The sequence below is a fragment of the Yoonia sediminilitoris genome (genome assembly GCF_003058085.1).
Taxonomy (GTDB): domain Bacteria; phylum Pseudomonadota; class Alphaproteobacteria; order Rhodobacterales; family Rhodobacteraceae; genus Yoonia; species Yoonia sediminilitoris.
In genome coordinates, this window is the sequence record NZ_QBUD01000012.1 from 1 (window position 1) to 25,808 (window position 25,808).

The window sequence follows — 25,808 nt, forward strand, 5'->3', positions numbered from 1 at the left end:
CACCGCCAGCACGCCGCATAATCAAACCAAACAGATGAGCCAAACTCTCTCTTAGGTTCGGACGCTCTTGGTCCCAAAAACCCTGACGACGGACACTTGATTGCATCAGGCAGTGGTTTTACTGCGATGGGCAGAGCACAGAGAGGGGATAATTGGGGGGATACGATAACTCATTATTATGATTTATCGTTACAAATCAATACATTATATGAATTTGATGGTGCCGCTGATAGGACTCGAACCTACGACCCCATCATTACGAATGACGTGCTCTACCAGCTGAGCTACAGCGGCAACCTTCGGTGTGTTAACACCGCAAACGAGTGGCGAAAAGGCCTATTTTGTGGCCTCTTCAACAATCTCGGCGTCGACCGGTTCCGTGGTTGCCGGCAGGTCCTCTGATGGCTTTTCACCCACAATCAACGGCAGCATTTCAGTTCCGGCGGGCATGGATACTTCGGTTGCGGGGGGTGTTTTCCATGACAGCGTGTCGAAGGACTTGCAGTTGGTGCAGGTCGGGACCCAGTTCGCATGGATATGCTGGCAGTTTTCGCAAATCCATTGCGGACCGCGCGGCGCTGTCAATGCGCGCGTCAGCCAGCCGCGCACCACGGAATCCTCTGCTCCCTGACCGCGTTCAATCGCGGCCATCAGCGTCAGCAGCCGTGCTGTTGGCTCTTTTTCCACCAGATCGCCCAATGCGCGCTTGGCCGCCGGGAAATCCTCGGCCGAAATATTCAGTTCGGCCAGAAGCATTTTGGTTTCCGGATGGTCTGGGTTGGTGCGGGTCAGGGTCAGGAACCGCTTGATCCGGGCCTCCGGGCTTTCGTCGGGGACAATATCGGCAAAGGCTGCGGCCAGATCAGGATGCGGCTGCACGCCCCAAGCTTTGGTCAAGACCCGTGCCGCGTAGCGCCCGTTGCCCTGCGCGATATAGCCCCGCGCAGCCATGACCGCTGCCGGGATCAGGTCGGGTGACAGGCGGTTTGCTTCAATGGCGGCTTCGCGGGCCTCGATCGAGCTGTCGTCGCTGGTGATTTCGCGCGCTTCGGACAAGGCCAGCACTGCGTCGCGCCGTTTGTAGACATCGCGGGGCAGGCTGCCGCTCTTGAGTTTGGCGCCAAGGGTTTCGCGGGCCCCCTTCCAGTCAGACTTTTCGGCCTGTAATTGCAGCAACACGTCTTGTGTTTCCGAATGTTTTGGCTTGAGCGCAAATGCCTTTTTGGCCAGTACCAGCGCCACGTCGGTTTCACCATCTGCCAGTTTTTGCTTCATGATGCCGCGCACCCCGACAAAGCGGGTCTTTTCATCGGTCAGAAGCTGCTTGTAGGTGGCTTCGGCCTTGCGCCGGTCACCCGTGAGTTCAGCCGCCTGCGCCGTCAGCAGGTTGGTTAACTGCGGCTGGGCCAGATATTTTTCGGCCCGTGCGGCCTTGGTCATGGCCAGATGCCCTTCACCGGAGGCGAGCGCCATCATGCCTTCGGACAGGGCTTCGTACCCTTTGCGTTCCCGGTGCCGGTCGAAATAGCGCGAAATCGCGGTTTCATCGCCATTGAGGAACTTGAAGGTCGCGACCAACAGCGACAGCAGTTTGAGCCCAAGCCAAATGGCAACGACCAGCGCAACAAATGCAAACACGATTTCGATCGGCTCAAGCGTAAAGGATATTCCGGCAACAGCGATTGTCGCCCCGCCTTCCACCTCCATCAGCCACGTACCGCCGTAGGTCAGGGCGATGATTGCTGCAACGAAAGCCAGAATTTTTGTCAATGACCAGAGCATGAGATACGCCTTTAGCTATCGTTAAGTGAGGAAATGAGAACATCTACCGCAGCAACTGCCGCTGCCCGCGTTTCAGCGCGGTCAAGCCAGTCTGTCATTGCGGCGCGCGCATCTTCGGGGAGTGCAGAGATTTCAGCCAGTGCATCTGCCAGACGCCCGGCTTTCACGGACGCTTCTGCGCGCGACAAAATTGCGTCAACGCTGGACCCTTCTTGCGGCGTGGTCGAGCGTACATCAAGCTGGTTGCGCAAGAACGCACCCAAGCCGGATGTTTCTTCACCCGCAACATTTGCCGAGCGGGCCGCGGCAAGCGCTTCATTGGCGACGTCGTCAAACCCATCTTGCAGGGATACAAGTGTTGGCACCCCGTCTTGGGCTGCCAAGAGCGCGTCAGGTGCCGTTTCGCCAATGGCGGCTTCCAGATCGTTCAGGGCGGCCCCGAGCGGTTCACCATTGTCCAACGCCAGCCGCACCCGTGCGAGCGCGGCACGCCCGGCAGCTGCGCGGGCTGCAGCGGCTGCGTTCTCTTCGATTGACGCGGCTTCCTGTCGTGCCGCATCCAGCTGCGTTTGGGCTGCGCCAGTCAGCTCTTCCATTTCTGCGCGCAGGTTTTCCAGCTCTGCTTCAAAAGCCGCGGCGGCGCGGTCTGCAACCGAGCCCTCGCCCGCGGGCAGGGTTTCCAGCTCTGCGATGCGCGCATCAAGCGCGGCAAGGCCACTGTCAAGTTCGTCCCTTATGTCTGCCAATTCGTCCCTTATGTTTGCCAAATTGTCAGACAGTGTTTCCTGCGTCGATGCAATTTTGGCTTCGACTTCTGAGAGATCGACTGTTGGTAGTTCGGCAATTTGCTCACGGATCGCGCTGATGCTTGCGCCCTGTTCGGCGATGCTGTCAGCGAGCGTCGTGTCAGGTTGCATCGGCACATAGGTGGCCACCGCATACCCAATGCCGCCAGCGACCAAGCCTCCCAGAAGGAGTGGAAAGAACCCACCTTTGCGTTCCGGTGCCGGAGCAGGTGCGGGAGTTGCCGGTGCCGCTTTCGGCTTGGGAGCAGGTTTCGCCGAAGCTGTTGATTTTGGTGTATCCTGTGCCTCTTTTTCGGGCACTGACTTGGCGGCAGAGGGCTGCGCAGGTGCTTCCGCGGCCCCTTTTGCTGCCTCAGGGACGTGATGAACCTCGGGTGGGATTGGATCGACCACAGAGTGCGTCTTGACCGATTCGGTTTCTGAAGAGGCTTTTGTAGCCTTATTCACTGGTTTTGACGGGGTCTTTCGACCTTTCGCTGGCTGTTTTGCCACGTTTTTCACCCTTTCAGCGCCCCCACCCACAAAATGTGCAGGTGATCACCGTAACTTAGCCCGCTTGCGCCGGACCCTCAAGGTTTGCGGTACATTGGCCTGATTGATTGGAAATCGAGGTCAGACAACTAAGGGTTGCGCGCAGCATGGCGGGCCCAGACGGTGCGGCCGCAACATGTTGCGATAAGCAGGCCAGATTGGGCATCGCAGAGGGGCTGATGGCAACCAGATGAACTGGTGCTGTGAACGGTGCCTCTTTCGCAAACAGGGCGGCGGTTCGGGGCGAAAACAGGGTGACAACGACTGGATGAGTACCAGATAAAGCCCTGTGCGCCTGCTGGTTCAGCGGCAAAGGCTTCTGGTCATAGGCGACAACGTCCGTGCAGGCGATCCCTTTGTCTGAAAGGGTTTTGGCTACGTCACCGCGTGCGTGAGCGCCTCTGATATGGGCCAGGGGCCCTTTGGCGGTAACTTGCAGTATGGTATCGATCAACCCTGCGGCAGTGCCGGGCCCGACGTTTGGCGTAAACCCTGCCTCCTTTGCTGCGTCAGCGGTGCTTTGCCCCACACAATAGGCGGGCCGCGCGACATCAAGGCCAAGACGTCCTGCTTGGGCCACGCCATTGGTTGAAGTAAAGATATACCCGGCAACTTTGGGTACAACTGCGTCAATTGGCGTAATCCCGATGAGGGGGGACAGGATGATTTCACCGTCCCATACAGCATTGACCTGTTGGCAAAACAGGATGGCTTGGGGTTCAGGTCGGGTGATCAGGAGAATGGGTTTCATAACCGCGCCATTGAACTGGATTGATCCACAGTGTTACCTGCGCCGACGAAACAGGCAACCGGAACGGCATTGATTTCATGCCCGAACAGGAAGGCGCTGAAGGATGAAAATAGGAGTCGCAGGCGGCGGTGCCTTTGGAACAGCGCTTGGCGTGGCGCTGGCGCTGGATGGCAATGACATCACGCTTTGGGCGCGCAACCCTGCGTCTGTGCAAGTGATGCGCGATGACCGGATCAACCCCAAACTGCCCGGTGTTACGCTGCCGCAGAATATGGTTTGTACCGCCGACACTGACGTCTTGTTCGCTGCTGATATCATCCTGCTGGCCATCCCTGCCCAAACCCTGCATGCATTCCTGCAAGGGCATATCGCCCAACTTGCGGGCAAGCACCTTGTCGCCTGCTGCAAGGGCATTGATCTGACGCGCATGACTGGTCCTGCGACGACCATCGCGGCACTCGCCCCCGACGCGACGGCGGCTGTGCTGACCGGACCCAGCTTTGCCGCAGACATCTCGCGGGGCCTGCCCACCGCCCTCACGCTGGCCTGCGCCGATGATGCAATGGGCGAGATGCTTCAGGTCGCGTTGTCGACCTCTGCTTTGCGGCTTTATCGATCAACCGATACAGTCGGCGCGGAACTGGGCGGAGCGCTCAAGAATGTGATGGCAATTGCTGCGGGCGTCACCATCGGGGCGGGGCTGGGCGACAGCGCGCGGGCGGCCCTGATGACGCGGGGCTTTCCCGAAATGCAGCGTTTGGCCATGGCTCTGGGGGCCGTGCCGGAAACATTGCTGGGTCTGTCGGGGTTTGGCGATCTGGTCCTGACCTGCACCTCTGACCAGTCGCGCAATTACCGCTATGGGCTTGCCTTGGGGCGCGGCCAGTCGTTTGATGGCGCGACGACGGTCGAAGGGGCCGCCACAGCGCAAGCCGTCAGGAAATTGGCGCGCGATATGGACATTGACCTGCCGATCTGCACAGTCGTTGCTGATCTTGTCGACGGAAAAACAGACGTGGCGGCGGCGTTGAACGCGTTGCTGTCGCGCCCACTCAAGGAAGAATAAATGCAGTTTGTATTGATGGCGAAAGACAAACCCGGTGCCTTGCAGACCCGGCTGGACAACCGTGAGGCGCATCTGGCCTATGTGGCCGAGACAGGTATCGTCGCCTTTGGCGGGCCGATGCTTGACGAAGACGGGCAGATGTGTGGGTCAATGCTGGTGCTTGACCTGCCCGACCTTGCCGCCGCGCAGGACTGGGCCGATGCCGACCCCTATGCCAAGGCGGGCCTTTTTGCCGATGTGACGATCCACCAGTGGAAGCGGGTCATCAACTGATGGCTTTCTGGCTGTTCAAATCCGAACCTGACGTCTGGGGCTGGGATGATCAGGTCGCCAAGGGGGACGCAGGCGAAGAATGGGACGGCGTGCGCAACTATCAGGCCCGCAACAATATGCGCGCAATGAAAAAAGGCGATCTGGGCTTCTTTTACCATTCACGCACCGGGCTTGAGATTGTCGGCATCGTCGAGGTCTGCGCCGAAGCGCACCCCGACAGCACAACTGATGATGATCGCTGGGATTGTGTAGACATCCGTGCGGTACGGCCCTTTGTCAAACCCGTGACAATGGCAGACATCAAAGCGAACCCGGAACTGGCAGAGATGGCACTGGTCAAGAACTCGCGCCTGTCGGTGCAGCCAGTGACAGAAACCGAATGGCAAATTGTGTGTGCCATGGGTGACACAAAACCTTAAAGCATGTCGGGAAACGCCGTGCCCTATGCCCCGGGTCAAAGCCGAAACGGGATAGCTGGCTGCGCCGTCATTGGTACCGTGATGACACTTTTTGCAAAAAGAGGGTTTGAACCATAGTCCAAACCCTCTTTCACCCCGCGTGCTCCTGTGTCCACCACACGCTATAGAAATATCAGGTCTGGACCGTACTGGTCCTGATCATGCTTAACTGGTGAATGGGGAGTTGCGCAAACATATTACATCGAGAATTGTAATCAAAATTTCGACGTCTGTTGGCGACGCAGACGGACAAAGGACCGCGTCACCGATAGCTTCAAGTCGACAGGGGCTAGCCGTAGATGGACTCTTTTTTGAAATGCTTGGTCAACATATAGTAAACAACCGCGCGATATTTGTTGCGCTCTGACTTGCCGTAGGTTTCCAGAGCAGATTCGATTGCTGTGTCCAGTTCGGGGCTATCCTTGAGGGCCAACTTCTTGATCAGAAAGTTGTTCTTGACGGTTTCAAGTTCTGCGGGCTGGCTAGAGGCCACAGTTGACGCATCCGCGTTGTAGATCGCTGGACCGCAACCAATTGTCACTTTTGTCAGCAGGTCCATGTCAGGTTCCATGCCACATTTGTTCTTTAGGTCGTCAGCATACTTTGCGATCAAATCGTCTCTTTTACCCATTGGATATGTCCCCGGTCGGTGTTTACTTTTGCTTTGTTTTTGCAGCTGATTTTACACAGCATCGCGTGAACGATAGTTGGTCGGTCAACAACTCGTAAAGCGAAAATAGGCAGGCCAGCGGTCTTTTGCCTTATCGGCACGATCCCCAGCCCGTTGATTGCAGATGGAAATGGTCTGCGTGCAGCTGATTGTAGTCCGGTGAAAGTGTCAGTTTGAACCAGTCGCATGCGCCATCGCGGGCGGCGCGCAAGAAGGCGGCTTTGCCGCCTTGACCGCCCCAATCGCGGATCAGTTGAATTGACTGCCCATCAGCAAAGCGGAACCCGGCAATGTCGATGGCATCCGCCGTTGCGTGGGTGCTCATCCGTGATGACGCGCCCGATAACGTGCGCATTGCCCGGCAACTGTAGCTGCCAAAATGGTTGATCCCCGTCAATTCGGTGCCCAGAAATTCCCGTGCGGCGGGCTGCAGGCTGTGATGTTCCCACATTGCCAGCCGCAAGGCGATCGCGCAGCGGGTTTCGATGTTGTCCAACCCGGCGACGCCAATTGCAGCCAGTGCGACCCTGTCGCGGATATGGCATTGATCGGAGGTTTCCAAATCGTTCAGGTTATCAAGCGTCGCCACCCCATCCAGCGCAGCAAGGCACGCGGGGCCGTCATTGGCCGTGCGATCCAGCTTCCATTGGGTCAGCAGTGTGACGGGATCACTGATTGCCAGTGGTTTGATTGGATTCCATTGCGGCGGTAGGGGGGTGTCGGGATGATGCACCAAGTGGAAACCGCCAAGGCCCAACAGCCCCAAAAAAGCGAAAACGGCCAGCCCACGCAAAATGGGGTGGCCGTTTTTCTTGCTTTTTTTCTGTGCGGCCTCCTGCGCCATCGCTTGGCGTCTGGCATGCCGCATCGTCGCTTAGTACCGGTAATGCTCGGGCTTGAAGGGCCCTTCGACAGTGACCCCGATATAATCGGCTTGTTCTTTCTTGAGTTGGGTCAGCTTCACACCGATCCGCGCAAGGTGCAGACGGGCGACTTTCTCGTCCAGATGCTTGGGCAGGATAAAGACGCCCGGGCCGTATTCCTCGGCCTTGTTCCAGATTTCCATTTGGGCCAGCACCTGATTGGTGAAGGATGCGGACATCACGAATGACGGGTGGCCAGTGGCGTTACCGAGATTCAGCAAGCGCCCTTCGGACAGCAGGATCAACCGGTTGCCCGACGGCATTTCGATCATGTCGACCTGTTCTTTGATGTTGGTCCACTTGTGGTTTTTCAGGGCGGCGACCTGAATTTCATTGTCGAAGTGGCCGATGTTGCCAACGATGGCCATGTCCTTCATCTCGCGCATATGCTCGATCCGGATCACGTCCTTGTTGCCGGTGGTTGTGATGAACACATCAGCGCTGTCCAGCACGTCTTCGAGCACCACAACCTCGAACCCGTCCATGGCAGCCTGTAGCGCGCAGATCGGGTCAACTTCGGTGACCTTTACCCGTGCACCGGCGCCTGCCAGTGAAGCGGCTGAGCCTTTGCCGACGTCGCCATAGCCACAGACAACGGCAACCTTGCCGGCCATCATCGTGTCAGTGGCGCGGCGGATGCCGTCAACCAGCGATTCCTTGCAGCCGTATTTATTGTCGAACTTCGACTTGGTCACACTGTCGTTCACGTTGATTGCAGGGAATGGCAGGTGGCCTTTCTTGTGCAGGTCATAAAGGCGGTGAACACCGGTTGTCGTCTCTTCGGACACACCCTTGATCTGGTCGCGGACTTTGGTGAACCAACCGGGGCTTTGCGCCATGCGCTTCTTGATCTGCGCCTTGATGACCTCTTCTTCCTCTGACGTGGGCACGGCAATCACATCTTCACCGGCTTCGGCGCGGGCACCCAGCAGGATGTAAAGGGTCGCATCGCCGCCATCGTCCAAAATCATGTTGGGGCCGTCGGCAAACTGGAAGGATTTGTCGAGGTAGTCCCAATGTTCTTCCAGCGTCTGGCCCTTGATCGCAAACACAGGCGTGCCGCCAGCTGCAATAGCAGCCGCTGCGTGGTCCTGGGTGGAAAAGATGTTGCAGGACGCCCAGCGTACGTCAGCGCCAAGTTCATTCAGCGTCTCGATCAGAACAGCGGTCTGGATTGTCATATGAAGCGAACCAACAATGCGCGCGCCTTTCAACGGTTTGCTGTCGCCATATTCTTCGCGCAGGGCCATCAGACCGGGCATTTCGGTTTCTGCGATGTCCAGTTCCTTGCGGCCAAATGCGGCCAGATTGATATCCTTGACGATGTAATCTTCTGACATTGTGGATTCTCCTGAATGCGTTGGCGAGCCCATAACACTGCGCTTGGCTTGCCACAATCCGACGCCTCGTATTAATTGGAATGCTCTAGATAAAATTAATGTGGGGCAAAATGAAACAGACACGCGCTTGGCAGCGGATGTTATCGGGGCGCAGGCTTGACCTGCTGGACCCGACCCCCGTCGATATCGAGATTGCCGACATCGCCCACGGTCTTGCGTTCGTCGCGCGGTGGAACGGGCAAACGCGCGGCGATTTCGCCTATTCGGTGGCAGAACATTCGCTGCTGGTGACCGAGATTTTCACGCAGCAAAACCCGTCTGCACCGGTGAAATGGCAGCTGGCGGCCCTGCTGCATGACGCACCTGAATATGTGATCGGCGATATGATCAGCCCGGTCAAAGCTGCCGTTGGCCCTGACTATGGCGCGCTGGACGACAGGCTCATGGCCGCGATCCATCTGCGTTTTGGCCTGCCTGCGCAAATCCCTGTTTCGGTCAAAAAGCAGATCAAACGCGCCGACAAGCTGTCTGCGTGGCTGGAGGCGGTGCAGATCGCGGGCTTTACGGTGGCCGAGGCGGATAAGTTCTTTGGCAAGCAGGACCCGGAATTGGCGAAGAAGCTGACAATCCGCCTGCGTCCCCCGATGCAGGTGCGCGACGAATTCACCGCGCGCCACGCCGAATTGATGGCAGCACTATGATTGTGCGCCCCGCAACCGCCGCCGATGCGCAAGCCATGGTCGATGTGATCAACCCAATCATCGCGCAAGGCGGGACGACCGCCTATCAAACGCCTTATGACGCGGCGGGGATGTTGGCCAAACATATCGCACCGGCAGCAGGCGTCAGTTGCATGGTGGCCGAGCATGCAGGCAAGGTCATCGGTTTCCAGTCTTTGTTCTGGCCCACGGACCCAAGCGATACTTTCCCCGATGGCTGGGCCATCATCGCCAGCTTTGTCGCGGTTGAGGCCGCAGGCAAAGGGGCCGGACAGCATCTGTTTGCGGCCACCAAGGTAGCGGCCCAAAAAGCAGGGGTCAAAGTGATCGACGCGACAATCCGCGCCGACAACACTCCCGGCTTGCGCTACTACAGCGGCGTGGGGTTTGAGGACTATGACCGGCTGATCGGCGTGCCGTTGCAGGATGGCACGCGCGTTGACCGGGTACGAAAGCGGTTGAACGTCTGAACCTGTATGGGTCTATAGCGTACTCGAAACGCCCGGAATATCGACCGTTCCAAAGACCCGGCCAGAGGGGGACCCTGTCGGCGAGCCACCGACCGGTTCTTCGCTGACACCCAATGTCAGGATACCTTCGACAGCGGCGATTGTCGGCGGCATGGACAGGCGGACGCTGTCACCCTCGGGCCACAAGCCGACCGAGATCGCAGGCGCACCCTCACCATGTGCCCAGACCTGAAGGATACGGCCCGCAGATGCGGCACCGCGTGTCTTGGTCAAGATCACCTCGTTCGTCGACTTATCCACGACGGCCACGACGCGGAAATCGCCTTCCGGGGCGGTAATTTCGGCTGTGTAAAGCGGGCCACGCGCCTCTTTTGGACCGTTGAGGCCAATGAAACCGACCACAGCAAGCAACAACAAACTCAGGACACTTAGCATCTGCCAGATACGCGCACCTTGCCAGAACGGCGCGCGCGCTGGTTCAGGAAACAGGCGTGCCATCAATGCGGACTTGGCCCGAGGGCTGGGCTGTTCGGGCGCGATGTCGTCTGTGAGCGCGGCCAGCCGGCCATCCCACATCATCACGGAACGGGCAAAATCGGGATCGTTGGCAAGACGAGATTGCGCTTCTTGTAGTTCGACACCCTCCAGCAGCCGCAGGGCATATTCTGCGGCCAGCATATCGTCATCGTCGCGGATCGTGTCATCACTCATCGGGACATGCACTCCCTCAATGCAGCCAATCCGCGCCGCAGCCATGTGCGCATCGAATTCAGAGGAACATCGAACCGCGCCGCAAGATCCTTGTAGCTTTCGCCATCAAGATAAGCACCCTTGATCGCGCTTCGGCGATCTGTTTCCAACTCGTCAAGGCAAATCAGAATGCGCTGGGCCTCTGAGGCCGCGACCGCAGATTGTTCCGGTGTCGGTCCGGCGGCCTGCAATTGATTGCCGTAGTCATCAATATTATCTGAGTATTTCTGTGCGCGCAGACGATCAATCGCCGTATTTCGGGCAATGGTAATGAGCCATGTCATCGGCGATTGCCCTGTCACCTGATAGCGACCGGCATGCTTCCAGATTTTCACATATGCTTCCTGCATGGCGTCCTCTGCGGTCGCGCGTTGTTTAAGGACACGCAGGCAGACCGCAAAAAGTTTCCCCGATGTTTTGTCATAAAGACGCGAAAACGCCGCGTGATCTCCCAATGAGATTTGCGCGATCAATTTTTCGATCTCCGACAATTCCATCGTGTGATGTCTTTCCTTGATTGGATACCGGCACTTTCGGCCGGGTATTCCGCAGTCAGTAAGAACAACTTCGCAAATACTTTGCAACTGAAACAGTTCGGACAAGAATAATTTGCAGCGTCTGAAACTTCTTTCGCCCCTGCCACGTAGCTTCTGCAATCCGGCGATCATGGTGGTCGTCGGTGTGAAAAACTGGAGAGTTCTATGAAAACGTTTTTTTCTGCACTTGCACTCACGCTGGCCGGATCCGCAGCCTTTGCCGCCGGACACGCGGCGGCACCCTCGGTGACCGCTGCTGATCAGCCCGTGGATAGCGGTGTCGTCAGTGCCGAGATGGTCGTTGCGTCAGAAAACGGCTGGATAGTTGTGCACCGGACCGATGCGACGATGAAACCGGGGCCCGTCGTGGGTTATGCACCGTTGCGCATGGGCAAAAACGTCGATGTGGCTGCTCTCCTGACCGAGGAAGTGCAGCCCGGCGATATGCTGATGCTGATGGTCCACGCAGAAGTTGGTGGAACCAAGACAGGCGGTTTTGAATACACGCTTGGCGCGGTCGAAGATGGCCCCATTTCTGTTGATGGCCAACTGGTCATGGCGACGATCACGGCGCAATAACAGCCCCGGGTTTACCCCGTCTTGCAGTGAGACAGGGTAGAAATAAAGAAGAGTTGTCTGTAACCGACTAATCAGCCCGCCAGCCCAATGGGTCAGGCAGGTTGTTTCAGGCAACGCACGCGACCGCGACGAAGGCCGGTGTCAAAGGGATAGTCGCGAAAATAAGTGCCCGCAAAACGCCAAGTGTGCTGCACGACAGTGGGCTGCGGTTCAAGTAGCGGTCAATCCGGCCTTTGGTCCTGATCCTGGCCGATTGCCTTAGTTGCACGCAGATCGGATCAGAATTCTTTTTCTGGGCCACCCCAAATGATATGAAAGACTCATTCGAGAACTGATTTTCATATGAAGGGGGTACACGATGTCATTCGCAAATGGAAAATATGACCAGGCTACAGAAGAAAACTTAGTGCATTCCGGGAGCCAATTTGTTCCAAAGGGCATTGCGATGCACTATACGGTTACCGACACGCTAAGGAATGCCATTAACGCGCTGAATGGCCGCAGGCTTAGTTACACTTTCCTCATAGATCGAGACGGTACGGTGGTTCAAACCCGAAAGCCTGATATCCACGCCGCACATGCAGGGCGCAGCCACTGGAAAGCGCAAAGTGGCCTTCAAAACACTTCGAGCTTAAACCGCCAGTCTATAGCAATCTCTTTTGTTTCACGTGGCTACTTTGGACATCTGGTCAACGGCTTCGCTTATGACACGGATGCCCACGGCAACATTGTCAACGACGAATACCCAGCCAGTGAAGTGAAACGCGCGCCTTCACTCTATGATCCCGGATGGCAACCAATCTGGCACAGGTATACCGACGCGCAAATCACTGCCGCTGAGCGGCTCGTCAATTCCTTGGCGCGGGAATATCCGTCCATTGAGGAAATCTACGGGCATGACGACATCTCCATCTCCGGAAAATCCGATACCGGCCCGCTATTCCCGATGCAGCGTTTCCGTGAGCAGTTCAACCTTGAGGGTGGGCTCGGCTTCAGGACGACAATCCAGTCTCCAGACGGTATAGCGGAACTACGTCGAGGACCATCTTCCCGGCACACCTCTTTGGGTCAGCTTCACAACGGCGACACCGTGTTTGTACGGGCGTTTGCTTATACCTACAGGAACAGTAGCGCGCTTGCGGTGGATCGTCCGAAGCGGCGCTACTTGACCGGTTGGGCGTCAGTGGACACTGACGGTGGTAACACCCATGCTGGGTTTGTCTATGCCGGACTGTTTGCCAATACGCCTCTAATTAACCAACTTGCTAACCGGCTCTAAGGTCAGGCCCCATTCATCCTGTTCCGTCAGCAGTGATTTCACGAAATATCAGTGGGTAAAGGGCGTCTTCGAAACGATCCAGAGGATCGTTTCAGCCGTGAACGTGCGGAGCCCCGGCTTGCGCTGCGACGGGCATAGTTGTTCTACGCACAAGCGGCGCACGCCGCTGAGATGATGTAAAATCAACGCCCTGCGGGTTTGCCTGCAGCGTTTCGGGAAACGCTTTAGGGCTCCGCCCGTTCGCGCGTGAAATTGTCCCCCGGACATTTTGTTGTTCGGGAGCAGTCACCCGCTGATCCGCTGCCCGGCAGGGTTTTGCGCAGCAATGCCCGAGAGGGGGTTACATCTGCTTGAAGTAGAACGACCATTTCTGCGCAGATGTGCCTTGTCAGAGAAGGAATCTGACAAACTGACGATGCAGGATGAATGGGTCCCGACCCTAAACTGCTTCTGCCGACCGCGCTTCCTGTTCGGTGGAGGTAACCAGATCATCTCTGGATCAAATCAAACCGAAAGCGATCCAGGTCGCTTCAGCGCGTCATTGCAGGTCGACCAGTTCGTGGACTTGTACGTCGTAGGGGCCCATTTGCTCGTGGCCTCCGGCTATCACCCTCGACTCAAACAGTGAATCGTTCACACGATTTGTGCGCCATGTACGACGCCCCTTGCGCAAGAGTAATCTTCAGAGCTGATTTTGGCGCGTCACCGAGTGCTGACATGTATCCGGCCTCTTTTGCGGCCACGATCATGCCGCGGGCCCGTATGGTGTTCGAAGATCGGGTCCAGATCAAAGCTACGTGCTCGATGGCACTTTGTTGCACACTGGCTCTCCCGATCCCGTCTCACGACTATTGCGCCAGACTTCTCCTTGCTCTCTTGTGCTCCGACGTCCTCGCGACTGGTGGTGGGCTTATGCCGCCACGGTCGGAGACTGGTGGACACTGCCGCGGGCCATCAAGGCCCAGACGATCCGCGCCATTTTGTTTGCAAGCGCCACGCGCACCAGCATCAGTGGCTAACGCGTCAGCAGGTTCCCCAGCCAAGTGCCGGGTTGTGCCTCGTGATGAGTATGGCGTTTGATGATGACGAAGCCATAGTTGCTGGCCATGTAAAAGGGCGCATCGATGAATTGGTTTCGATGTGATCTGACACCGTCCCCAATTTCTTGAATTGGATTGCGGGCGGTGGTTCGCTAGAAGGAACGTGATTGTCTGTTTTAATGGTGGTGCCAACCAAACCATTGAAACGAGGAAAGCCGCGATATTGAACTCAACTGACAAGATCATCAAACATACGACCGGCCCGCTGAACCTTGTCGAGGAACTGGGAAACTGATTTTCCGCTAAGTATCCTGGCGCACGATATCGGTAATCAATACGTCAATGACTGCGCCCGATACGACATCGCGGGCCACACGCAGCAACTCTGAACGCAATGATCGCATTTTTGTGCCACTCGTAAAGTTCCCCGAGAAGCCACCGATATTTGCATGGTTGAACATGGCCTGTAGAAATGCGTCTCTTAACTTCGGCTCAACCGCAAAGACTGCGCTGCGTGCGCCCAGCTCAATTTCGAGGCTGATCGACATCACGACCATTGCCGAAACCAGTCCGTCAGTCACAATGGGGATGACAAACTGGTTGTTCAGTTTTGCAAACTCGGTCTCTTCGACAGCCTCGGGCGCATCGCTGTCGGCCTCCGCCGTCTGCTGTTGGGCCGGATCACCGCACGGATAACCCTCTGCAAGCGGATCTTCTGCCGGGTGGGGTTTGAGCATAATACCTGCTCCCACGCCCCCTCCAACACCGAGTATGGCGAGTATCAATGGCAAAAGAAGCTTTTTCAAAAGATCATCCTCATGTCAGGGTCAAAAGGGCAGGATTGCGTCAAGCGCCTGCTGCCCGTAACGCGGCTGTTGGACGTCGGTGATCTGCCCGCGTCCACCATATGAAATGCGCGCCGAAGCGATCTTGTCATATGTGATCTCATTTTGCCGGGTGATATCCTCTGGTCGGACGTACCCTGTCACGAGGAGTTCACGCAGCTCAAAATTGACGCGGACCTCTTGCTGTCCAACAATTGATAGGACACCGTTTGGCAAGACGTCGGTGATTGTCACGGCAACTCTCAGCTCCAATTTTTCATTGCGCCGAACAGATCCGTCGCCGGAGGAACTGCTTTGCGAATTCAGGTCAACGAGGGCAGCCGACGAGGCACCTTCGGGCAAGCGGGGGTCAAGACGCTGCGGAATTCCCAAGAGCTGAGGTACACCGGCCTGTTGTGACGCAGACCGCGATCTATCACTGGAATTCGAGATTTCCGCTTTGTCATCGATCTCGATCACGACTGTCAGAATATCCCCGCGTTGAATTGCCCGCCGGTCACCCAACAATGACCCCCGCGCACCCGTCCATAGCGACGCACTGCTTGATGGTATCAGGGCCGTTGTCTCGATCGCGTTGGGGCTTCCCGGATTCAGCATTGCATTTCTTTCGACTGCCCTTTCGGGCGGTGAAAATTCAGGGGCCTGACCAATTGGGGATGAATTACAGGCTGCCAATGCGAAGAGCATGAGGAATGATTTACGCATGATCGGTCCTACTTTGCCACATAGCCAGCACCATCTGTTCCGATGCGGGCGCTGACCGTACTGCGGGAACTGAGATTCATCACGCGAATGATGTCGCCGGGGCCCGCACGGCCAAGCGCCCTGCCGTCAGTCGAAATCATCAAGCCATTTCTTTGATAATGAAGTGTGATCAGTTGATTTCGTTCGACGACAGCCGGCGGCCCGACATCGCCTGGCCGAATTGGCCGACCGGCGTAAAGAGCAACACGCGCTTCCAGACCAATCGCCGCTTCAGGATCGGAAATTGCACCCGCGACATTGAGATCACGGACGAATAGATGTTCCGGACCAATCAACGTCTGGGCGGGGATGGTGCGGGCGGCGACCACAACGTCGGCCACGGCAGGACAAGCCAAGAAACAAATTGCAGTGCAAAGCCACTTCATCTTAGTTGTACCATCGCACTCAGCATTTGATCTGCTGCGGTGATGACCTTTGAATTCAACTCGTAGCCCCGCTGCGCTTCGATCAGGTCTGTCACTTCACGGACAGGGTCAACAGAGCTATCCTCCAGATATCCTTGGCGAACCACGCCGAGACCGTCCTCTCCCGGTGTCGTGACGACCGAAGGGCCGGACGCTGGCGTTTCCAGGAACAGGTTGGAACCAATCGCCTCTAACCCTTTTGAGTTGGTAAAACCGGCCAATGTAAATTGTCCCAGCAGTTGCGGCTGCACCTGATCATTGAAGTATCCGTAGACCTCACCGTCAGCATTGATCGAAATTGACCGCGTATCGCGCGGGACAGTGATATCAGGCACAACCGGATACCCATCCGAAGTCACGACTTGCCCATCGCCGGTCAGTTTCAAGCCGCCATCGCGTGTATAGGCGGAAATGCCGGACGGCAAAGTGACCTCAAGGTAGCCGTCACCTTCAATAGCAAGGTCGAGGTCACCTCCGGTTTGCGATAATGCTCCCTGACTGAGCATGACAGAGACTGCACTGGCGCGCACGCCCAGACCCAATTGGACACCAGTTGGCAAGACCGTTCCGTCTGATGCGTTGATCGTCCCCGGTCGGGTCATTTGCTGATAATGCAGGTCGGCAAACTCGGCGCGGCGCGGATTATATCCGGTGGTGTTCATATTGGCGAGGTTGTTGGAAATCACCTCGACCCGCATTTGTTGGGCGGTCATACCTGCCGCTGCAATTTTGAGAGCTCTCATTATTTGCCTCCTTTATCGCCGAATTGCGTCTATGACGCTGCGAATTCGGTCATCTTCTTTTTCCAGAAACTTTTGCCCCAACTCATAGGCGCGCTGCACTTCGATCATGCGGCTGACTTGCAGGATTGGATTCACATTCGAGTCTTCAAGGAACCCCTGCAACATCCGGGCGTCGCCCGCGGGGTCAAAGCCACCACGCGCATCGAACAGGACGCCTCCTTCGCGGGTCATCTGGTTGGGGTCTGTTGGCACGACAAGTCCGATCTGGCCAATTGGTTGACCACCTGCACTCATCGTTCCGTCAGCTCCGATACCAATCGCACCAAGACCCTGCGGCACAAACACCGGCGCCCCCCCGGCATCAAGCACCTGATAGCCGTCTGGATTGACCAAATCACCGTTTTCGTTAGGCCCAAACGCGCCTGCACGGGTCAATCGTTGCCCCTGCGGGGTCTGAATGAGGAAGAAACCCTCGCCCTCGATCGCAAGGTCAAAAGTGCCGCCTGTCTTGGAAAGACTTCCTTGTGTCATAACCGTATCCCGCACGGCTGCGGTGGCCATCGACAGGGACTCCGATTCAGGATCAAGCGATTTCACATGTTCTGAAAACATGATTCCTTCGGCACGAAAGCCGGTGGTTGACGCATTGGCGATATTATTGGCCAACGCGCGCATTTCCTGCATCAGTCCTGATTGTCGGGTTAGCGCGGCGTAGGATGCATTGTCCATCTTATCCTCCAGCGATAATCGGAATGAGCGTTGATTTAAAAAGACTGACAAGGCTTTCGGTCATGAAGGCCATCGTGATCCAAAATGTGCCCACGATCGCGGCAAGTTTTGGAACAAAAGTCAGTGTCATTTCCTGGATAGAAGTCAGCGCCTGAAACAGCCCGACGATCAGACCCGCGGCCAGGGCCACCGTCAGAATGGGGAGTGAAATTGCGAACGCAATCCAAAGCCCCTGTCGCAGGGTGTCGTAGAACAGCGCTTCATCCATCAGACAGGCATCCGCAGGATTTCCTGATATGCTTCAACAACCTTGTCTCGGACAGTCACCGCAGTCTGAACGGCAAGCTCAGTCTGGGCCAAAGCCTGGACGAGCGCATGCGGGTCCGCCCCGGTGGACATCGACTGCATTGCGGTATCTTCGCTTGCGCGCAGTGTCGACATGAAATCCTGTGCTGCACCAACAAGTGCATTCCCACCAGACTCAGCACCGGGTGCTGTCGCAGCTTTGCCTGCTGCATAATTCTGTGCGACGAGAGCATTAATGTTCATAATCGGGTTCCCTTATTTCTGGAGCAGGTTCATCAAGGCTGATGACATCTGGCGGACCTGATCGAACATCTTCAGGTTTGCTTCGTAACTGCGCTGTGCCTCGCGGGCATCGGCGATTTCGATCAGCAGATTCACGTTTGATCCGCGATGATTCCCGTTTGCATCAGCAAGCGGGTTCGACGGATCGTAGATTTGCGTCAGTTCAGTCTGGTCAAGCCGCAACTGTCCTGTCTCGACCCTGCCGGTGGCCCGGCCGTTTGTCACAACCTCTTCGAATGGGACCGTCTTGCGCCGATATCCCGGTGTATCCGTATTCGCAATATTTTCCGAAACGTGCCGCAGGCGGCTTGCCTGTGCTTTCATTCCGCTCGTTGCAACGGACATTGCGTCACTGAAATCTGTCATGTTTTATCCTCACGAACGTCCAAGGGAATTACGCAATATGGTCATGCCATGCTTGTAGATTGCCAAAGCGCGGTTGTGTTCACGGCTGACGGCAACTGAATTCAACAGTTCTTCTTCCAACGATACCGTGTTGCCGTTGGGGGATGCTTCGGAATTGGTGGTTGTCAGCACAGCCCCAGTGGCAGCCTGCGCACCACCCCGAACATGACCAGCGCGGGTTGCGCGCATCTGGTTGGGTTCACCGTCTTTATAGACGTCCTGAAATGCGGGAATGTGTTGCGCGGCGTAGCCAGGCGTATCGGCATGCGCGATATTGCGGGCGACGACGGCCTGTCTTGAACCGGCATGGCGCGCCATCGCAGCAGCAGTCTGGAAAAGGTCCAGAGAGTTATACATCGGGGATTCTCCCTCGGTTGGTTTCAACGAAGCATTAAGCCTGATTCCTTAAGAAGAGGTGTGTGGTTAACAGGCAGGAACGAATATGACCGAGAATTTATTCACCCAGATGGACGCGGCGATCGCAGATTTGCAGCCGACGCGGGATGTCGGACGCGTCCTTGGTGCCGCATCCGGCACTGTCCAGATTGGAGGTATGTCTCAGCGCACCCGCGTCGGAGATCGTGCGCAAATCCACGCAGGGCAAAGCCGCATCAAGGGCGAAGTGGTGCGTCTGGATGCGCAGGTCGTGCATCTTCTGGTCGAAGGATCCGCTGACGGCATTTCGCTTGGGGACCGCGTTGTATTTGATTTGCAGAGGAAATTCGCGCCGGATGCCAGTTGGGTCGGGCGTGTCATGGACCCGGACGGGCAGCCCCTTGATGGGCGACCGCTCTTGCCGGGGCTGGTGCCCCGAAACGTGCGTGCGACACCGCCTGCGGCGCACGAACGGCGGGCGATGGGTCCCCGGCTGGAAACCGGGCTGGCTGTTTTCAACACCCTGCTTCCCCTTGTTCAGGGACAGCGGATCGGACTTTTTGCGGGCTCAGGTGTTGGTAAATCAACCCTGCTCGCTGATCTTGCCCGTGGCGTGACTGCCGACGTCATTGTAATTGCGCTCGTCGGCGAACGCGGGCGCGAAGTCAGGCACTTTGTGCAGGATGTTCTGGGACCATCGGGCATGGAGCGTGCGATTGTCGTTGCAGCAACCTCTGATCGGGCGCCGCAGGTTCGGCGCAGTTGTGCATGGGCGGCGATGGCCGTGGCAGAACACTTCCGGGACGAAGGTAAGCAGGTATTGCTCTTGATTGATTCGATTACACGGTTTTGCGAGGCGCATCGCGAAGTTGCCGTAGCAGCAGGAGAAAATGCGAATCTGCGTGGGTATCCTGCCTCAACCGGGCCCGCGATTGCTGCGCTTTGCGAACGTGCGGGGCCGGGGGTTGAGGGCGCAGGCGACATTACAGCGATATTTTCGGTCCTTGTTGCCGGATCTGATATGGAGGAACCTATCGCCGATATGCTGCGCGGTGTTCTTGATGGGCACGTCGTGCTGGATCGGGGAATTGCAGAGCGCGGACGCTTCCCCGCAATTGACATTTTGCGGTCTGTATCGCGGTCGCTGCCCGACGCGGCAACGCCTCAGGAAAACAAATTCATCAGTCAGGCACGCACATTGTTGGGTGCCTACGACCGCGCAGAGCTGATGATACAAGCCGGGCTATATGCGTCAGGTTCTGACCCCAATATTGATGCTGCGATTGCCTGTGCACCTACTTTGGATGAATTCCTGACGATCAAGGACAGCCGTGGATCCCTGGCCCATTTCGCGAAGCTGCGGCAGGCCATGGCCACGTCAGGCGGGCTGATGAAGACCGAAGAGCGTGGATAGAACTAAGTTGCCTCCCGGTGGATCAGAACAAGCTTGGAACAGACTGCAAGAGCGTCAAGGCCGTTGAGCCGCCAGTGAAAGTCTGGCTTTGGGCTTCGGAGCGGATCAGAAACAAGCGGATGAGCTTTTCTTGTTGTTCCGGATCGGTGAAGTCTGATAAATCGTCAGTCCCGAAGATGGATTGCGACCGTTCCTGAAAAATCTCGCGCTGCTTGTCGACATCGATTGTGGCAATGCTCTGCGGCAGTCCAAGTGCGGTTTGAAAAACACTGCGCAACGGTGGATTGCCCATGATCGAAAACCAGAAGGCATTATTTGAACCGCCGTTGTCAAGAATATCGGCAAGCCCATTTTCGAGATTGAGCGCAAGGCGCAAATCGTTGTTTTGTTCTCCAACCGCCTTTTCGAATTGCCTATCTTCGTAGCGGCTGATGATTTCTTCTGAAAATATCTCCAGAATAGTGTTCGGAATTGCGTTTTCGCCAAAACCAAATGCCGCAGTCAGGTCGCGATAGCGGGGGTCAGTCAAGCGGTTCGCCAAAGCCTCGTCATCAACCGTACCTTCCTCAAGGATCGTCTTGATGAAGAATTTGTTGTTTATGTCATCATCCAGACCAAAGGCACCTAGCGCCACCTCCAGCAGTCTGCGGTCATCGACCAGTTCTTCTGCCGTGCTGATACCAGCAATCTTTTCGCGAAAATAGTCAGTTGCACGTACGACGGGCTGGCTTTCATCGAACGCCTTCTGCTGGTTTTCAATTGTGCGGTCCAGAAAGCGCCACCCGACATAGCCGGTCAAGGGAACGACGGGTTGAAAACTCATGATTGATGCCCCGCCAGTAGTCGGGCCTCTCTTGGGAGGAGATTGCGCAGCGATTTCAATGCGCGATAGAAGTCATGACGTGTGACGGCATCGGTTGCTGCGTCCAGATGGATGCGGCTGTCATCGTCGCGCAACGCTTGGCTGAGTTGCTCTACCCCGCGAAGGATTTGATGGCGTGCATCCTCTTCCGTCACATCACCGGCAAGCACAAGTTGGGCAATGTAGCACACCCGGCGCACCGGCGTGTTCACTTCTTCGGGGTGGATTGCATCACGCAGCCGCAGGATGTTTGCGTTGGGTGTGAGGATCGACAAACGACTGCGCCGATCACCATTTTCAATCACGGCACCATTCACAAGAACGCGCTCTTTGGGGTTCAACTTCAGCACCAATCCAGACATTATGCTGCACCATGTCCGTTCAATCCGCGTAAAACGGCCGTGTTTATATCGATCAACGCCTCAAGGCCTGCCCTGCGTTCCAGCACTTTGCGACTATGTTGTTCGGTGAATTCAGCCAGATAAAATAACTGCGCACGTAATGCTTGTGGCAGTCCATTGTCATCGTCGGCGACATCAATGGCAAGTGCTCTCCACATGCGGCGATTATCGTCCAATGCCGAAACAAGAGCAGGGAAATTTTCGGGGTATGCCTTTGCAGCCTGTGTCATCCTTGCCGTTATCTGGCTGATGAGTTGCGCTTCAATAGACCGATTTGTGCGGATTCCGCGTTGTGTTGGCGCGTATGCTTGACGAGCTTGTTCTATAACGTTCACGAAATGTCCTTCCGACATGGATTTGAACGAGGCACGGTTTTACCGCGACAGGGGGGATGATGGCGCCATCCACTGGCGCCACCAATTCAGCTTACCGGAACAGCGACAAGATCGTCTGTGGTGCCTGGTTGGCAATCGAGAGTGACTGCACACCCAGTTGTTGCTGCACCTGCAATGCCTGCAAACGTGCCGATGCTTCTTCCATGTCGGCGTCAACAAGCGCACCGATACCGGATTTCATGGCATCACTCAGTTTGCCGATGAACATGTTCTGGTCGCTCAGGCGTTTTGCTGATGCGCCCAGCGCGGCCGCACCATCAATGGCTGTCGTCAAGTAACCTTCGATTTCGCCAAGCGCGGTTGCCGCATCAGCAGCAGACGCAATTGCTGTCAGGTTGCCTTCGATATCTACGGCCTCAAGATCAACCGTGGCGATAGCGACAGTCGACGCCGTTGGTGCGGCGGTACCGACCCGGTCAAGCGAGGTCAGAACCGTCAGGCTAGTTGCACCATTTCCATCGACATCCGTTGCCAGCAGGTTTGCACCATTGAACTGAGAAGCTCCGATGATCGAGGTGATCTGCGCTGTTTTCTCGGCCATGTCGGACTGAATCTGAGTAAAGTTCACGTTTTCAGACTGGGCCGAAACCGCAAGTTGCTTCATCTCTTTCAGCGTTTCAACAATCTGCTCTGCACCTGCGGAAGCAACGGCAACTGTGGATTCACCAAGCGACAGGCTGTCGGAAATCGCCTTAAAGCCGGTGACGTCAGACTCCATAACCTTGGAAATCGCCCAGATCGCGGAGTTGTCTTGGGCACTCGCAACTTCTTTACCAGTTGAAATCATCGACTGGGTCTTACCTAGGTTGGAATTAATGCTTTTGAGGGTCTGCAATGCTACCATTGCGCTGTTGTTTGTCAGAATACTGGACATGTTTCATGGTCCTTTCATTAGGCGCTTTGCGCCGTTTAGTTCGGGAATTTGCGCATTCACGCAGTCGAAACGTCATTCTGACGAGGTTCGCTTACTCTTTTTCTAAGTCAGCCAGCCTTTCTAGCGATATGGGCAAATTGCCATTACGAAGCTGAACAAATTCTTAATTCTTCAAGTCCTAATTCAGCCAATTTGACCCAACTTACGCCTTTCGCTCGACCGCCCGACGCGGCGTTTTGACGTTAGCCATCTGGCCCGCCTGATCGTAGAAGGACAGATTCTCGCGCACGTTCTGCAATTCAGCCAGTCGTTCGCGCGCTGCAGCCACACCGCGCACGGCTGCCGAAAGGAACATCTGGTTTTCCAGCAATTTTTTTCGGATTTGTGCCAGATCAGTGTCGGTCAGCTCCCGCATTAAGGGCGATTCAAAGAAACGATTCTTTTGGTCGGCCAACCCATCCAGAACCTCAAATTGCCCAGCCCGCAAAGCAAGGCGTTCCTGTTCCAGCAAGTCGATCACCTGTTCAGCCAAATTTTCAGCCATCCATCCGCACTTTCATGGCCTCGAAAAGTGCTTGTGCCAGCCCGATTCCCCCCGCCTTGACCATTTCTGCAGCCTGCGCTTCCCGTAAGAACGAGGCGAACTGATCTTCACCCGCGCCTCCTCCAAAGGATTGGCGCGGCGCCCCAACGCCCGCTGATTTCAGCATCTCGGCAAGAAAGGTTGCTTCCATTTTTTGCGCAGCGTCGCGCAATTTTGCGTCGCCCTGAACAAATTCGGGCAAGATCGCTTGCCCGCGCGGCGGTGGTAATGCCGGGATCGTCGTCATTCGGATTCTCCGTGTTGATCTTTTTCCCTTTTCGCAGGCAGCCGTAAAGAATCAGTAAGTTTTTTGAGCGAAACAGAGAGCGAACAGATTCTATCGGAGAACCGATGATACCCTTAATCGCACCACAGGGGCCGACAATCGCACCACAAGGGCCGCCCCCCCCCTCGAAAGTCGTCACAGGCGATAACGAGTCAGAAACGACTGAAGGCGAAGTATTTGCAGCGGTCTTTGCCGATGGCGAAGATGTTGCGGAAGACAACGCACTCTCTGGCGAACCGAAGTCCGGGGATGGGCAGACACTGCCTGATCACAAGGCAGAAGAAGTGACCTTAGCGAGCGATCCGGAGGCTTCTGTTGCGCCTGATACGGTGGCCTTGGGTGCCAAGGATCAGAAAGAGAGTGGTGCAGCAAAATTTCATACCGAAGCCCCAGTTGCACACAATAAAGCACAAAAGTTGAGCGAGAGTTCGGCCCCTCTGATTTTCGATACAGAGCAAGCGAAGACACAGGTCGACGCAAAATTTAGCGTTGAAACCAAAACTGATACCAAAACCGGGAAAGCCTTTTTCCCTCTTTTGGCTGGGGCAGAGACAGAGCATAAAGTTGGGAAAGAGATAGCGTACAAGAGTGTAAGCCAAAATATTGTCGAAGGCCGACTGTCCGAGATTGACCAGAAACAGAATCTGGCTGCCGCCAAAGAGAACACGGGCGGCAAACCAGAAATCACCAACAAGTCAGTCAAACAGCCACAAATTGAAACGCCGCTGCCACAAAGAGTTGGGGCGGAAACGAAAACGCTGCCGATAGCTGCGTCGCATGTGGCAGCAGTGAAGCCGCAAATCCCGGCAGAGCCAGAGATGCGACCGCACAAGACGGGGGTTGAAAAGGACGGCCAGACCCTTCTTGGTCCCCTCAACAGCGCCACGAATAGTGCGACACCCGTCGCAAATCCATGGAATATGACGCAGATCCAGCAGATGCTTGTCCCGCAGAATGCGTCGGTCCTGGTAACAACTGAAAAGGCAGAGGCCGCAAACGACGCACTGCCGCTACTTTCATCAAGTGACAAGCCGCACGTGACGCCGCACACTGCAACCGTAGCGCCCACTACGGCTGGCCCAGAGACAGCACGCCATGTGGCCAGCCAAATTGCTGTCGCGATCAGGGCAGAACCGGGCAGGGCGACCGAGATTGTGCTGAACCCACCTGAACTTGGTCGGGTCAAGCTTAGCCTGAAGGCTGTTGACGGGGTGATTACCCTGAATGTTGCAGCCGAACGGCAGGAAACCATTGACCTGATGCGCCGTCACATCGATACGCTTACGCAAGAGTTCAAGTCATTAGGATACAATGATATTTCGTTTTCCTTCTCCGAAAGAGAAGAGGCTGAGGCCGAAGACGCACCGAGCAATGACGGCGATCAACTGAAAACTGACGACCTACAGCCGAAAGAGGGAAAACAGACGTTGCGACCAGCGATCGCGACGACTGGCCTCGACCTCAGACTTTAAGGGAAGAACATGGAAGTTTCACAAACCAATCGTCTTGCGTCGCCGCCACCTGTGCCTGCAGCACAAGCTGCAGATGCAAAGGGCGAGATCAGCTCAGATTTTGAGACATTTCTTAGAATGTTGACGGTTCAAATGCAAAATCAAGACCCACTCAACCCGGTCGAATCCTCAGACTTTGCAGTTCAGCTCGCCACCTTCTCTGGTGTCGAACAAGCTGTGTTGACCAATGACTTGCTGAAGCAGATGACAGCGCAGGTAAACGGCAGCAGTCTGGCGGATATGGCAAATTGGGTCGGGAAAGAAGCACGCGCCCCTGCGGCCGCGAACTTCATCGGTGATCCGATCACCATAACACCGAATCCCCAATCAAACGCTGATCGGGCGGAGATAATCGTGCGCAATGCATCCGGCGTCGAAGTCGAACGTTTTCCGGTGCCGGTTGCCGCGGGTCCGGTCACTTGGGACGGGCTTGCCGACTCCGGGTTCCCGCACCCACTTGGCCTTTATACATTTGAAGTGGCAAGCATGTCTGGGGAAGAGCTTCTCGACCAGTCGCAGGTCGAGATTTACAGCACAGTGACTGAAGTCAGGAGTCAAGGCGGGCAGACTGTGCTAATCCTTGAAGGTGGGTCAGAGATCGGGACTGATCAGGTCACCGCACTTCGCGCGCCAACTGCCTAAAGAACGAGCCTAC

The 25,808-nt window shown here is 56.2% G+C and carries 33 protein-coding genes, 1 tRNA gene and 1 pseudogene; 10 read left to right on the forward strand and 25 right to left on the reverse strand.

The genetic code is table 11. The annotated features are described in order from the left end of the window. Window positions 1-218 precede the first annotated feature (218 nt). From C8N45_RS17500 to C8N45_RS17515, 4 genes are all read right to left on the reverse strand, one after another. Window positions 219-294, reverse strand: a tRNA-Thr gene (locus C8N45_RS17500). Between the two features lie 42 nt (window positions 295-336). Next, a complete protein-coding gene (locus C8N45_RS17505; protein WP_108387562.1) occupies window positions 337-1,782 on the reverse strand; it encodes a heme biosynthesis protein HemY in 1,446 nt (481 codons plus the stop codon). Window positions 1,783-1,793: 11 nt separating this feature from the next. Further along, window positions 1,794-2,981: a COG4223 family protein gene (locus C8N45_RS17510; protein WP_245882726.1), complete on the reverse strand. Its 1,188-nt coding sequence runs from the start codon at window positions 2,979-2,981 to the stop codon at window positions 1,794-1,796. 154 nt (window positions 2,982-3,135) lie between these two features. Then, window positions 3,136-3,870: a uroporphyrinogen-III synthase gene (locus C8N45_RS17515; RefSeq protein WP_108387563.1), complete on the reverse strand. Its 735-nt coding sequence runs from the start codon at window positions 3,868-3,870 to the stop codon at window positions 3,136-3,138. Between the two features lie 103 nt (window positions 3,871-3,973). Here C8N45_RS17515 and C8N45_RS17520 point away from each other — a divergent pair, with 103 nt between their 5' ends. Genes C8N45_RS17520 through C8N45_RS17530 form a run of 3 tightly spaced genes read left to right on the forward strand, consistent with a single transcriptional unit; the run spans window position 3,974 to window position 5,628 of the window. Further along, window positions 3,974-4,936 (forward strand): NAD(P)H-dependent glycerol-3-phosphate dehydrogenase, encoded by a 963-nt coding sequence (locus tag C8N45_RS17520; RefSeq protein ID WP_108387564.1) that lies wholly within the window; start codon window positions 3,974-3,976, stop codon window positions 4,934-4,936. Then, complete coding sequence (locus C8N45_RS17525) at window positions 4,937-5,209, forward strand: YciI family protein (protein WP_108387565.1); 273 nt, start codon at window positions 4,937-4,939, stop codon at window positions 5,207-5,209. Further along, window positions 5,209-5,628, forward strand: a complete 420-nt coding sequence (locus tag C8N45_RS17530; RefSeq protein ID WP_108387566.1) for an EVE domain-containing protein — start codon at window positions 5,209-5,211, stop codon at window positions 5,626-5,628. The genes C8N45_RS17525 and C8N45_RS17530 overlap by 1 nt, the downstream gene beginning before the upstream one ends. A 328-nt stretch (window positions 5,629-5,956) precedes the next feature. Here C8N45_RS17530 and C8N45_RS17535 read toward each other — a convergent pair whose 3' ends face one another. From C8N45_RS17535 to ahcY, 3 genes are all read right to left on the reverse strand, one after another. Further along, window positions 5,957-6,298, reverse strand: coding sequence for a DUF2853 family protein (locus C8N45_RS17535; protein ID WP_108387567.1), 342 nt, complete (start codon window positions 6,296-6,298; stop codon window positions 5,957-5,959). A gap of 130 nt (window positions 6,299-6,428) precedes the next feature. Next, window positions 6,429-7,205: an extensin-like domain-containing protein gene (locus C8N45_RS17540; protein ID WP_108387568.1), complete on the reverse strand. Its 777-nt coding sequence runs from the start codon at window positions 7,203-7,205 to the stop codon at window positions 6,429-6,431. A gap of 6 nt (window positions 7,206-7,211) precedes the next feature. Then, window positions 7,212-8,600 carry an adenosylhomocysteinase gene (gene ahcY / locus C8N45_RS17545; RefSeq protein ID WP_108387569.1) on the reverse strand — a complete coding sequence of 463 codons (1,389 nt, stop codon included), beginning with the start codon at window positions 8,598-8,600 and terminating at the stop codon, window positions 7,212-7,214. 110 nt (window positions 8,601-8,710) lie between these two features. Here ahcY and C8N45_RS17550 point away from each other — a divergent pair, with 110 nt between their 5' ends. Both C8N45_RS17550 and C8N45_RS17555 read left to right on the forward strand, forming a co-directional pair. Next, the gene (locus C8N45_RS17550) at window positions 8,711-9,301 is read left to right on the forward strand and encodes an HD domain-containing protein (RefSeq protein WP_108387674.1); all 591 of its coding nucleotides are present in this window, start codon (window positions 8,711-8,713) and stop codon (window positions 9,299-9,301) included. After that, window positions 9,298-9,789 (forward strand): GNAT family N-acetyltransferase, encoded by a 492-nt coding sequence (locus C8N45_RS17555; protein WP_108387570.1) that lies wholly within the window; start codon window positions 9,298-9,300, stop codon window positions 9,787-9,789. Before C8N45_RS17550 ends, C8N45_RS17555 begins: the two co-directional genes overlap by 4 nt. A gap of 12 nt (window positions 9,790-9,801) precedes the next feature. On the opposite strand, the gene C8N45_RS17560 is transcribed toward C8N45_RS17555, so the two are convergent. Both C8N45_RS17560 and C8N45_RS17565 read right to left on the reverse strand, forming a co-directional pair. Further along, complete coding sequence (locus C8N45_RS17560) at window positions 9,802-10,500, reverse strand: anti-sigma factor (RefSeq protein ID WP_108387571.1); 699 nt, start codon at window positions 10,498-10,500, stop codon at window positions 9,802-9,804. Continuing rightward, window positions 10,497-11,036 carry a sigma-70 family RNA polymerase sigma factor gene (locus C8N45_RS17565; RefSeq protein ID WP_108387572.1) on the reverse strand — a complete coding sequence of 180 codons (540 nt, stop codon included), beginning with the start codon at window positions 11,034-11,036 and terminating at the stop codon, window positions 10,497-10,499. The genes C8N45_RS17560 and C8N45_RS17565 overlap by 4 nt, the downstream gene beginning before the upstream one ends. Before the next feature lie 204 nt (window positions 11,037-11,240). On the opposite strand from C8N45_RS17565, the gene C8N45_RS17570 reads away from it, so the two are divergent. Both C8N45_RS17570 and C8N45_RS17575 read left to right on the forward strand, forming a co-directional pair. Next, complete coding sequence (locus tag C8N45_RS17570) at window positions 11,241-11,654, forward strand: DUF7282 domain-containing protein (RefSeq protein ID WP_108387573.1); 414 nt, start codon at window positions 11,241-11,243, stop codon at window positions 11,652-11,654. 358 nt (window positions 11,655-12,012) lie between these two features. Then, window positions 12,013-12,933: an N-acetylmuramoyl-L-alanine amidase gene (locus tag C8N45_RS17575; RefSeq protein ID WP_108387574.1), complete on the forward strand. Its 921-nt coding sequence runs from the start codon at window positions 12,013-12,015 to the stop codon at window positions 12,931-12,933. A 910-nt stretch (window positions 12,934-13,843) separates the two neighbouring features. Here the strand turns inward: C8N45_RS17575 and C8N45_RS17585 are convergent. From C8N45_RS17585 to C8N45_RS17630, 10 genes and pseudogenes are all read right to left on the reverse strand, one after another. Further along, window positions 13,844-14,020, reverse strand: a pseudogene (locus C8N45_RS17585) (IS110 family transposase); the annotation flags it as partial. A 255-nt stretch (window positions 14,021-14,275) separates the two neighbouring features. After that, window positions 14,276-14,710, reverse strand: a complete 435-nt coding sequence (locus C8N45_RS17590; RefSeq protein WP_309499154.1) for a flagellar basal body-associated FliL family protein — start codon at window positions 14,708-14,710, stop codon at window positions 14,276-14,278. Window positions 14,711-14,800: 90 nt separating this feature from the next. Further along, window positions 14,801-15,523 carry a flagellar basal body L-ring protein FlgH gene (gene flgH / locus C8N45_RS17595; protein ID WP_108387576.1) on the reverse strand — a complete coding sequence of 241 codons (723 nt, stop codon included), beginning with the start codon at window positions 15,521-15,523 and terminating at the stop codon, window positions 14,801-14,803. 8 nt (window positions 15,524-15,531) lie between these two features. Continuing rightward, a complete protein-coding gene (gene flgA, locus C8N45_RS17600; protein WP_108387577.1) occupies window positions 15,532-15,948 on the reverse strand; it encodes a flagellar basal body P-ring formation chaperone FlgA in 417 nt (138 codons plus the stop codon). Further along, complete coding sequence (gene flgG, locus C8N45_RS17605; protein ID WP_108387578.1) at window positions 15,945-16,730, reverse strand: flagellar basal-body rod protein FlgG; 786 nt, start codon at window positions 16,728-16,730, stop codon at window positions 15,945-15,947. Before flgG ends, flgA begins: the two co-directional genes overlap by 4 nt. A gap of 12 nt (window positions 16,731-16,742) precedes the next feature. Then, window positions 16,743-17,459, reverse strand: coding sequence for a flagellar hook-basal body complex protein (locus C8N45_RS17610; protein WP_108387579.1), 717 nt, complete (start codon window positions 17,457-17,459; stop codon window positions 16,743-16,745). A 1-nt stretch (window position 17,460) separates the two neighbouring features. Continuing rightward, on the reverse strand, window positions 17,461-17,727 hold the full coding sequence (locus tag C8N45_RS17615) for a flagellar biosynthetic protein FliQ (protein ID WP_108387580.1): 267 nt from the start codon (window positions 17,725-17,727) through the stop codon (window positions 17,461-17,463). Next, a complete protein-coding gene (fliE, locus tag C8N45_RS17620) occupies window positions 17,727-18,008 on the reverse strand; it encodes a flagellar hook-basal body complex protein FliE (protein ID WP_108387581.1) in 282 nt (93 codons plus the stop codon). Before fliE ends, C8N45_RS17615 begins: the two co-directional genes overlap by 1 nt. 12 nt (window positions 18,009-18,020) lie before the next feature. Then, window positions 18,021-18,413, reverse strand: coding sequence for a flagellar basal body rod protein FlgC (gene flgC, locus C8N45_RS17625; RefSeq protein WP_108387582.1), 393 nt, complete (start codon window positions 18,411-18,413; stop codon window positions 18,021-18,023). 9 nt (window positions 18,414-18,422) lie between these two features. Next, window positions 18,423-18,809 (reverse strand): FlgB family protein, encoded by a 387-nt coding sequence (locus C8N45_RS17630; protein WP_108387583.1) that lies wholly within the window; start codon window positions 18,807-18,809, stop codon window positions 18,423-18,425. A gap of 85 nt (window positions 18,810-18,894) precedes the next feature. Between C8N45_RS17630 and C8N45_RS17635 the strand changes: the two genes are divergently transcribed. Beyond that, window positions 18,895-20,241 (forward strand): FliI/YscN family ATPase, encoded by a 1,347-nt coding sequence (locus C8N45_RS17635; protein ID WP_108387584.1) that lies wholly within the window; start codon window positions 18,895-18,897, stop codon window positions 20,239-20,241. Window positions 20,242-20,263: 22 nt separating this feature from the next. Here the strand turns inward: C8N45_RS17635 and C8N45_RS17640 are convergent, their stop codons facing one another. From C8N45_RS17640 to C8N45_RS17665, 6 genes are all read right to left on the reverse strand, one after another. Beyond that, the gene (locus C8N45_RS17640; protein ID WP_108387585.1) at window positions 20,264-21,064 is read right to left on the reverse strand and encodes a DUF1217 domain-containing protein; all 801 of its coding nucleotides are present in this window, start codon (window positions 21,062-21,064) and stop codon (window positions 20,264-20,266) included. Further along, window positions 21,061-21,465: a flagellar biosynthesis repressor FlbT gene (flbT, locus tag C8N45_RS17645; RefSeq protein ID WP_108387586.1), complete on the reverse strand. Its 405-nt coding sequence runs from the start codon at window positions 21,463-21,465 to the stop codon at window positions 21,061-21,063. The genes C8N45_RS17640 and flbT overlap by 4 nt, the downstream gene beginning before the upstream one ends. Continuing rightward, window positions 21,465-21,839 (reverse strand): flagellar biosynthesis regulator FlaF, encoded by a 375-nt coding sequence (gene flaF / locus C8N45_RS17650; RefSeq protein ID WP_245882727.1) that lies wholly within the window; start codon window positions 21,837-21,839, stop codon window positions 21,465-21,467. The genes flbT and flaF overlap by 1 nt, the downstream gene beginning before the upstream one ends. A gap of 91 nt (window positions 21,840-21,930) precedes the next feature. After that, entirely contained in the window at window positions 21,931-22,773 is an 843-nt protein-coding gene (locus tag C8N45_RS17655) for a flagellin N-terminal helical domain-containing protein (protein ID WP_108387588.1), read from the reverse strand. A gap of 202 nt (window positions 22,774-22,975) precedes the next feature. After that, window positions 22,976-23,317, reverse strand: a complete 342-nt coding sequence (locus C8N45_RS17660) for a hypothetical protein (RefSeq protein WP_108387589.1) — start codon at window positions 23,315-23,317, stop codon at window positions 22,976-22,978. Then, on the reverse strand, window positions 23,310-23,603 hold the full coding sequence (locus C8N45_RS17665) for a rod-binding protein (RefSeq protein WP_108387590.1): 294 nt from the start codon (window positions 23,601-23,603) through the stop codon (window positions 23,310-23,312). The genes C8N45_RS17660 and C8N45_RS17665 overlap by 8 nt, the downstream gene beginning before the upstream one ends. Window positions 23,604-23,926: 323 nt before the next feature. On the opposite strand from C8N45_RS17665, the gene fliK reads away from it, so the two are divergent. Both fliK and C8N45_RS17675 read left to right on the forward strand, forming a co-directional pair. Continuing rightward, on the forward strand, window positions 23,927-25,114 hold the full coding sequence (gene fliK, locus C8N45_RS17670; protein WP_168769514.1) for a flagellar hook-length control protein FliK: 1,188 nt from the start codon (window positions 23,927-23,929) through the stop codon (window positions 25,112-25,114). Window positions 25,115-25,123: 9 nt separating this feature from the next. Next, window positions 25,124-25,795, forward strand: coding sequence for a flagellar hook capping FlgD N-terminal domain-containing protein (locus tag C8N45_RS17675; RefSeq protein WP_108387592.1), 672 nt, complete (start codon window positions 25,124-25,126; stop codon window positions 25,793-25,795). Window positions 25,796-25,808: the final 13 nt, after the last annotated feature.

Coding starts and splice junctions, on each gene's coding strand:
- C8N45_RS17505 (WP_108387562.1), bottom strand. CDS start 1,782: ATGCTCTGGTCATTGACAAAAATTCTGGCTTTCGTTGCAGCAATCATC.
- C8N45_RS17565 (WP_108387572.1), bottom strand. CDS start 11,036: ATGGAATTGTCGGAGATCGAAAAATTGATCGCGCAAATCTCATTGGGA.
- C8N45_RS17550 (WP_108387674.1), top strand. CDS start 8,711: ATGAAACAGACACGCGCTTGGCAGCGGATGTTATCGGGGCGCAGGCTT.
- C8N45_RS17520 (WP_108387564.1), top strand. CDS start 3,974: ATGAAAATAGGAGTCGCAGGCGGCGGTGCCTTTGGAACAGCGCTTGGC.
- C8N45_RS17535 (WP_108387567.1), bottom strand. CDS start 6,298: ATGGGTAAAAGAGACGATTTGATCGCAAAGTATGCTGACGACCTAAAG.
- C8N45_RS17575 (WP_108387574.1), top strand. CDS start 12,013: ATGTCATTCGCAAATGGAAAATATGACCAGGCTACAGAAGAAAACTTA.
- C8N45_RS17515 (WP_108387563.1), bottom strand. CDS start 3,870: ATGAAACCCATTCTCCTGATCACCCGACCTGAACCCCAAGCCATCCTG.
- C8N45_RS17525 (WP_108387565.1), top strand. CDS start 4,937: ATGCAGTTTGTATTGATGGCGAAAGACAAACCCGGTGCCTTGCAGACC.
- C8N45_RS17590 (WP_309499154.1), bottom strand. CDS start 14,710: ATGCTCAAACCCCACCCGGCAGAAGATCCGCTTGCAGAGGGTTATCCG.
- ahcY (WP_108387569.1), bottom strand. CDS start 8,600: ATGTCAGAAGATTACATCGTCAAGGATATCAATCTGGCCGCATTTGGC.
- fliE (WP_108387581.1), bottom strand. CDS start 18,008: ATGAACATTAATGCTCTCGTCGCACAGAATTATGCAGCAGGCAAAGCT.
- flgC (WP_108387582.1), bottom strand. CDS start 18,413: ATGACAGATTTCAGTGACGCAATGTCCGTTGCAACGAGCGGAATGAAA.
- C8N45_RS17665 (WP_108387590.1), bottom strand. CDS start 23,603: ATGACGACGATCCCGGCATTACCACCGCCGCGCGGGCAAGCGATCTTG.
- C8N45_RS17635 (WP_108387584.1), top strand. CDS start 18,895: ATGACCGAGAATTTATTCACCCAGATGGACGCGGCGATCGCAGATTTG.
- C8N45_RS17540 (WP_108387568.1), bottom strand. CDS start 7,205: ATGCGGCATGCCAGACGCCAAGCGATGGCGCAGGAGGCCGCACAGAAA.
- C8N45_RS17530 (WP_108387566.1), top strand. CDS start 5,209: ATGGCTTTCTGGCTGTTCAAATCCGAACCTGACGTCTGGGGCTGGGAT.
- C8N45_RS17615 (WP_108387580.1), bottom strand. CDS start 17,727: ATGGATGAAGCGCTGTTCTACGACACCCTGCGACAGGGGCTTTGGATT.
- flbT (WP_108387586.1), bottom strand. CDS start 21,465: ATGTCTGGATTGGTGCTGAAGTTGAACCCCAAAGAGCGCGTTCTTGTG.
- C8N45_RS17560 (WP_108387571.1), bottom strand. CDS start 10,500: ATGAGTGATGACACGATCCGCGACGATGACGATATGCTGGCCGCAGAA.
- C8N45_RS17655 (WP_108387588.1), bottom strand. CDS start 22,773: ATGTCCAGTATTCTGACAAACAACAGCGCAATGGTAGCATTGCAGACC.
- C8N45_RS17660 (WP_108387589.1), bottom strand. CDS start 23,317: ATGGCTGAAAATTTGGCTGAACAGGTGATCGACTTGCTGGAACAGGAA.
- C8N45_RS17675 (WP_108387592.1), top strand. CDS start 25,124: ATGGAAGTTTCACAAACCAATCGTCTTGCGTCGCCGCCACCTGTGCCT.
- C8N45_RS17555 (WP_108387570.1), top strand. CDS start 9,298: ATGATTGTGCGCCCCGCAACCGCCGCCGATGCGCAAGCCATGGTCGAT.
- flgH (WP_108387576.1), bottom strand. CDS start 15,523: ATGCGTAAATCATTCCTCATGCTCTTCGCATTGGCAGCCTGTAATTCA.
- C8N45_RS17610 (WP_108387579.1), bottom strand. CDS start 17,459: ATGGACAATGCATCCTACGCCGCGCTAACCCGACAATCAGGACTGATG.
- flgG (WP_108387578.1), bottom strand. CDS start 16,730: ATGAGAGCTCTCAAAATTGCAGCGGCAGGTATGACCGCCCAACAAATG.
- C8N45_RS17630 (WP_108387583.1), bottom strand. CDS start 18,809: ATGTATAACTCTCTGGACCTTTTCCAGACTGCTGCTGCGATGGCGCGC.
- C8N45_RS17570 (WP_108387573.1), top strand. CDS start 11,241: ATGAAAACGTTTTTTTCTGCACTTGCACTCACGCTGGCCGGATCCGCA.
- flgA (WP_108387577.1), bottom strand. CDS start 15,948: ATGAAGTGGCTTTGCACTGCAATTTGTTTCTTGGCTTGTCCTGCCGTG.
- C8N45_RS17640 (WP_108387585.1), bottom strand. CDS start 21,064: ATGAGTTTTCAACCCGTCGTTCCCTTGACCGGCTATGTCGGGTGGCGC.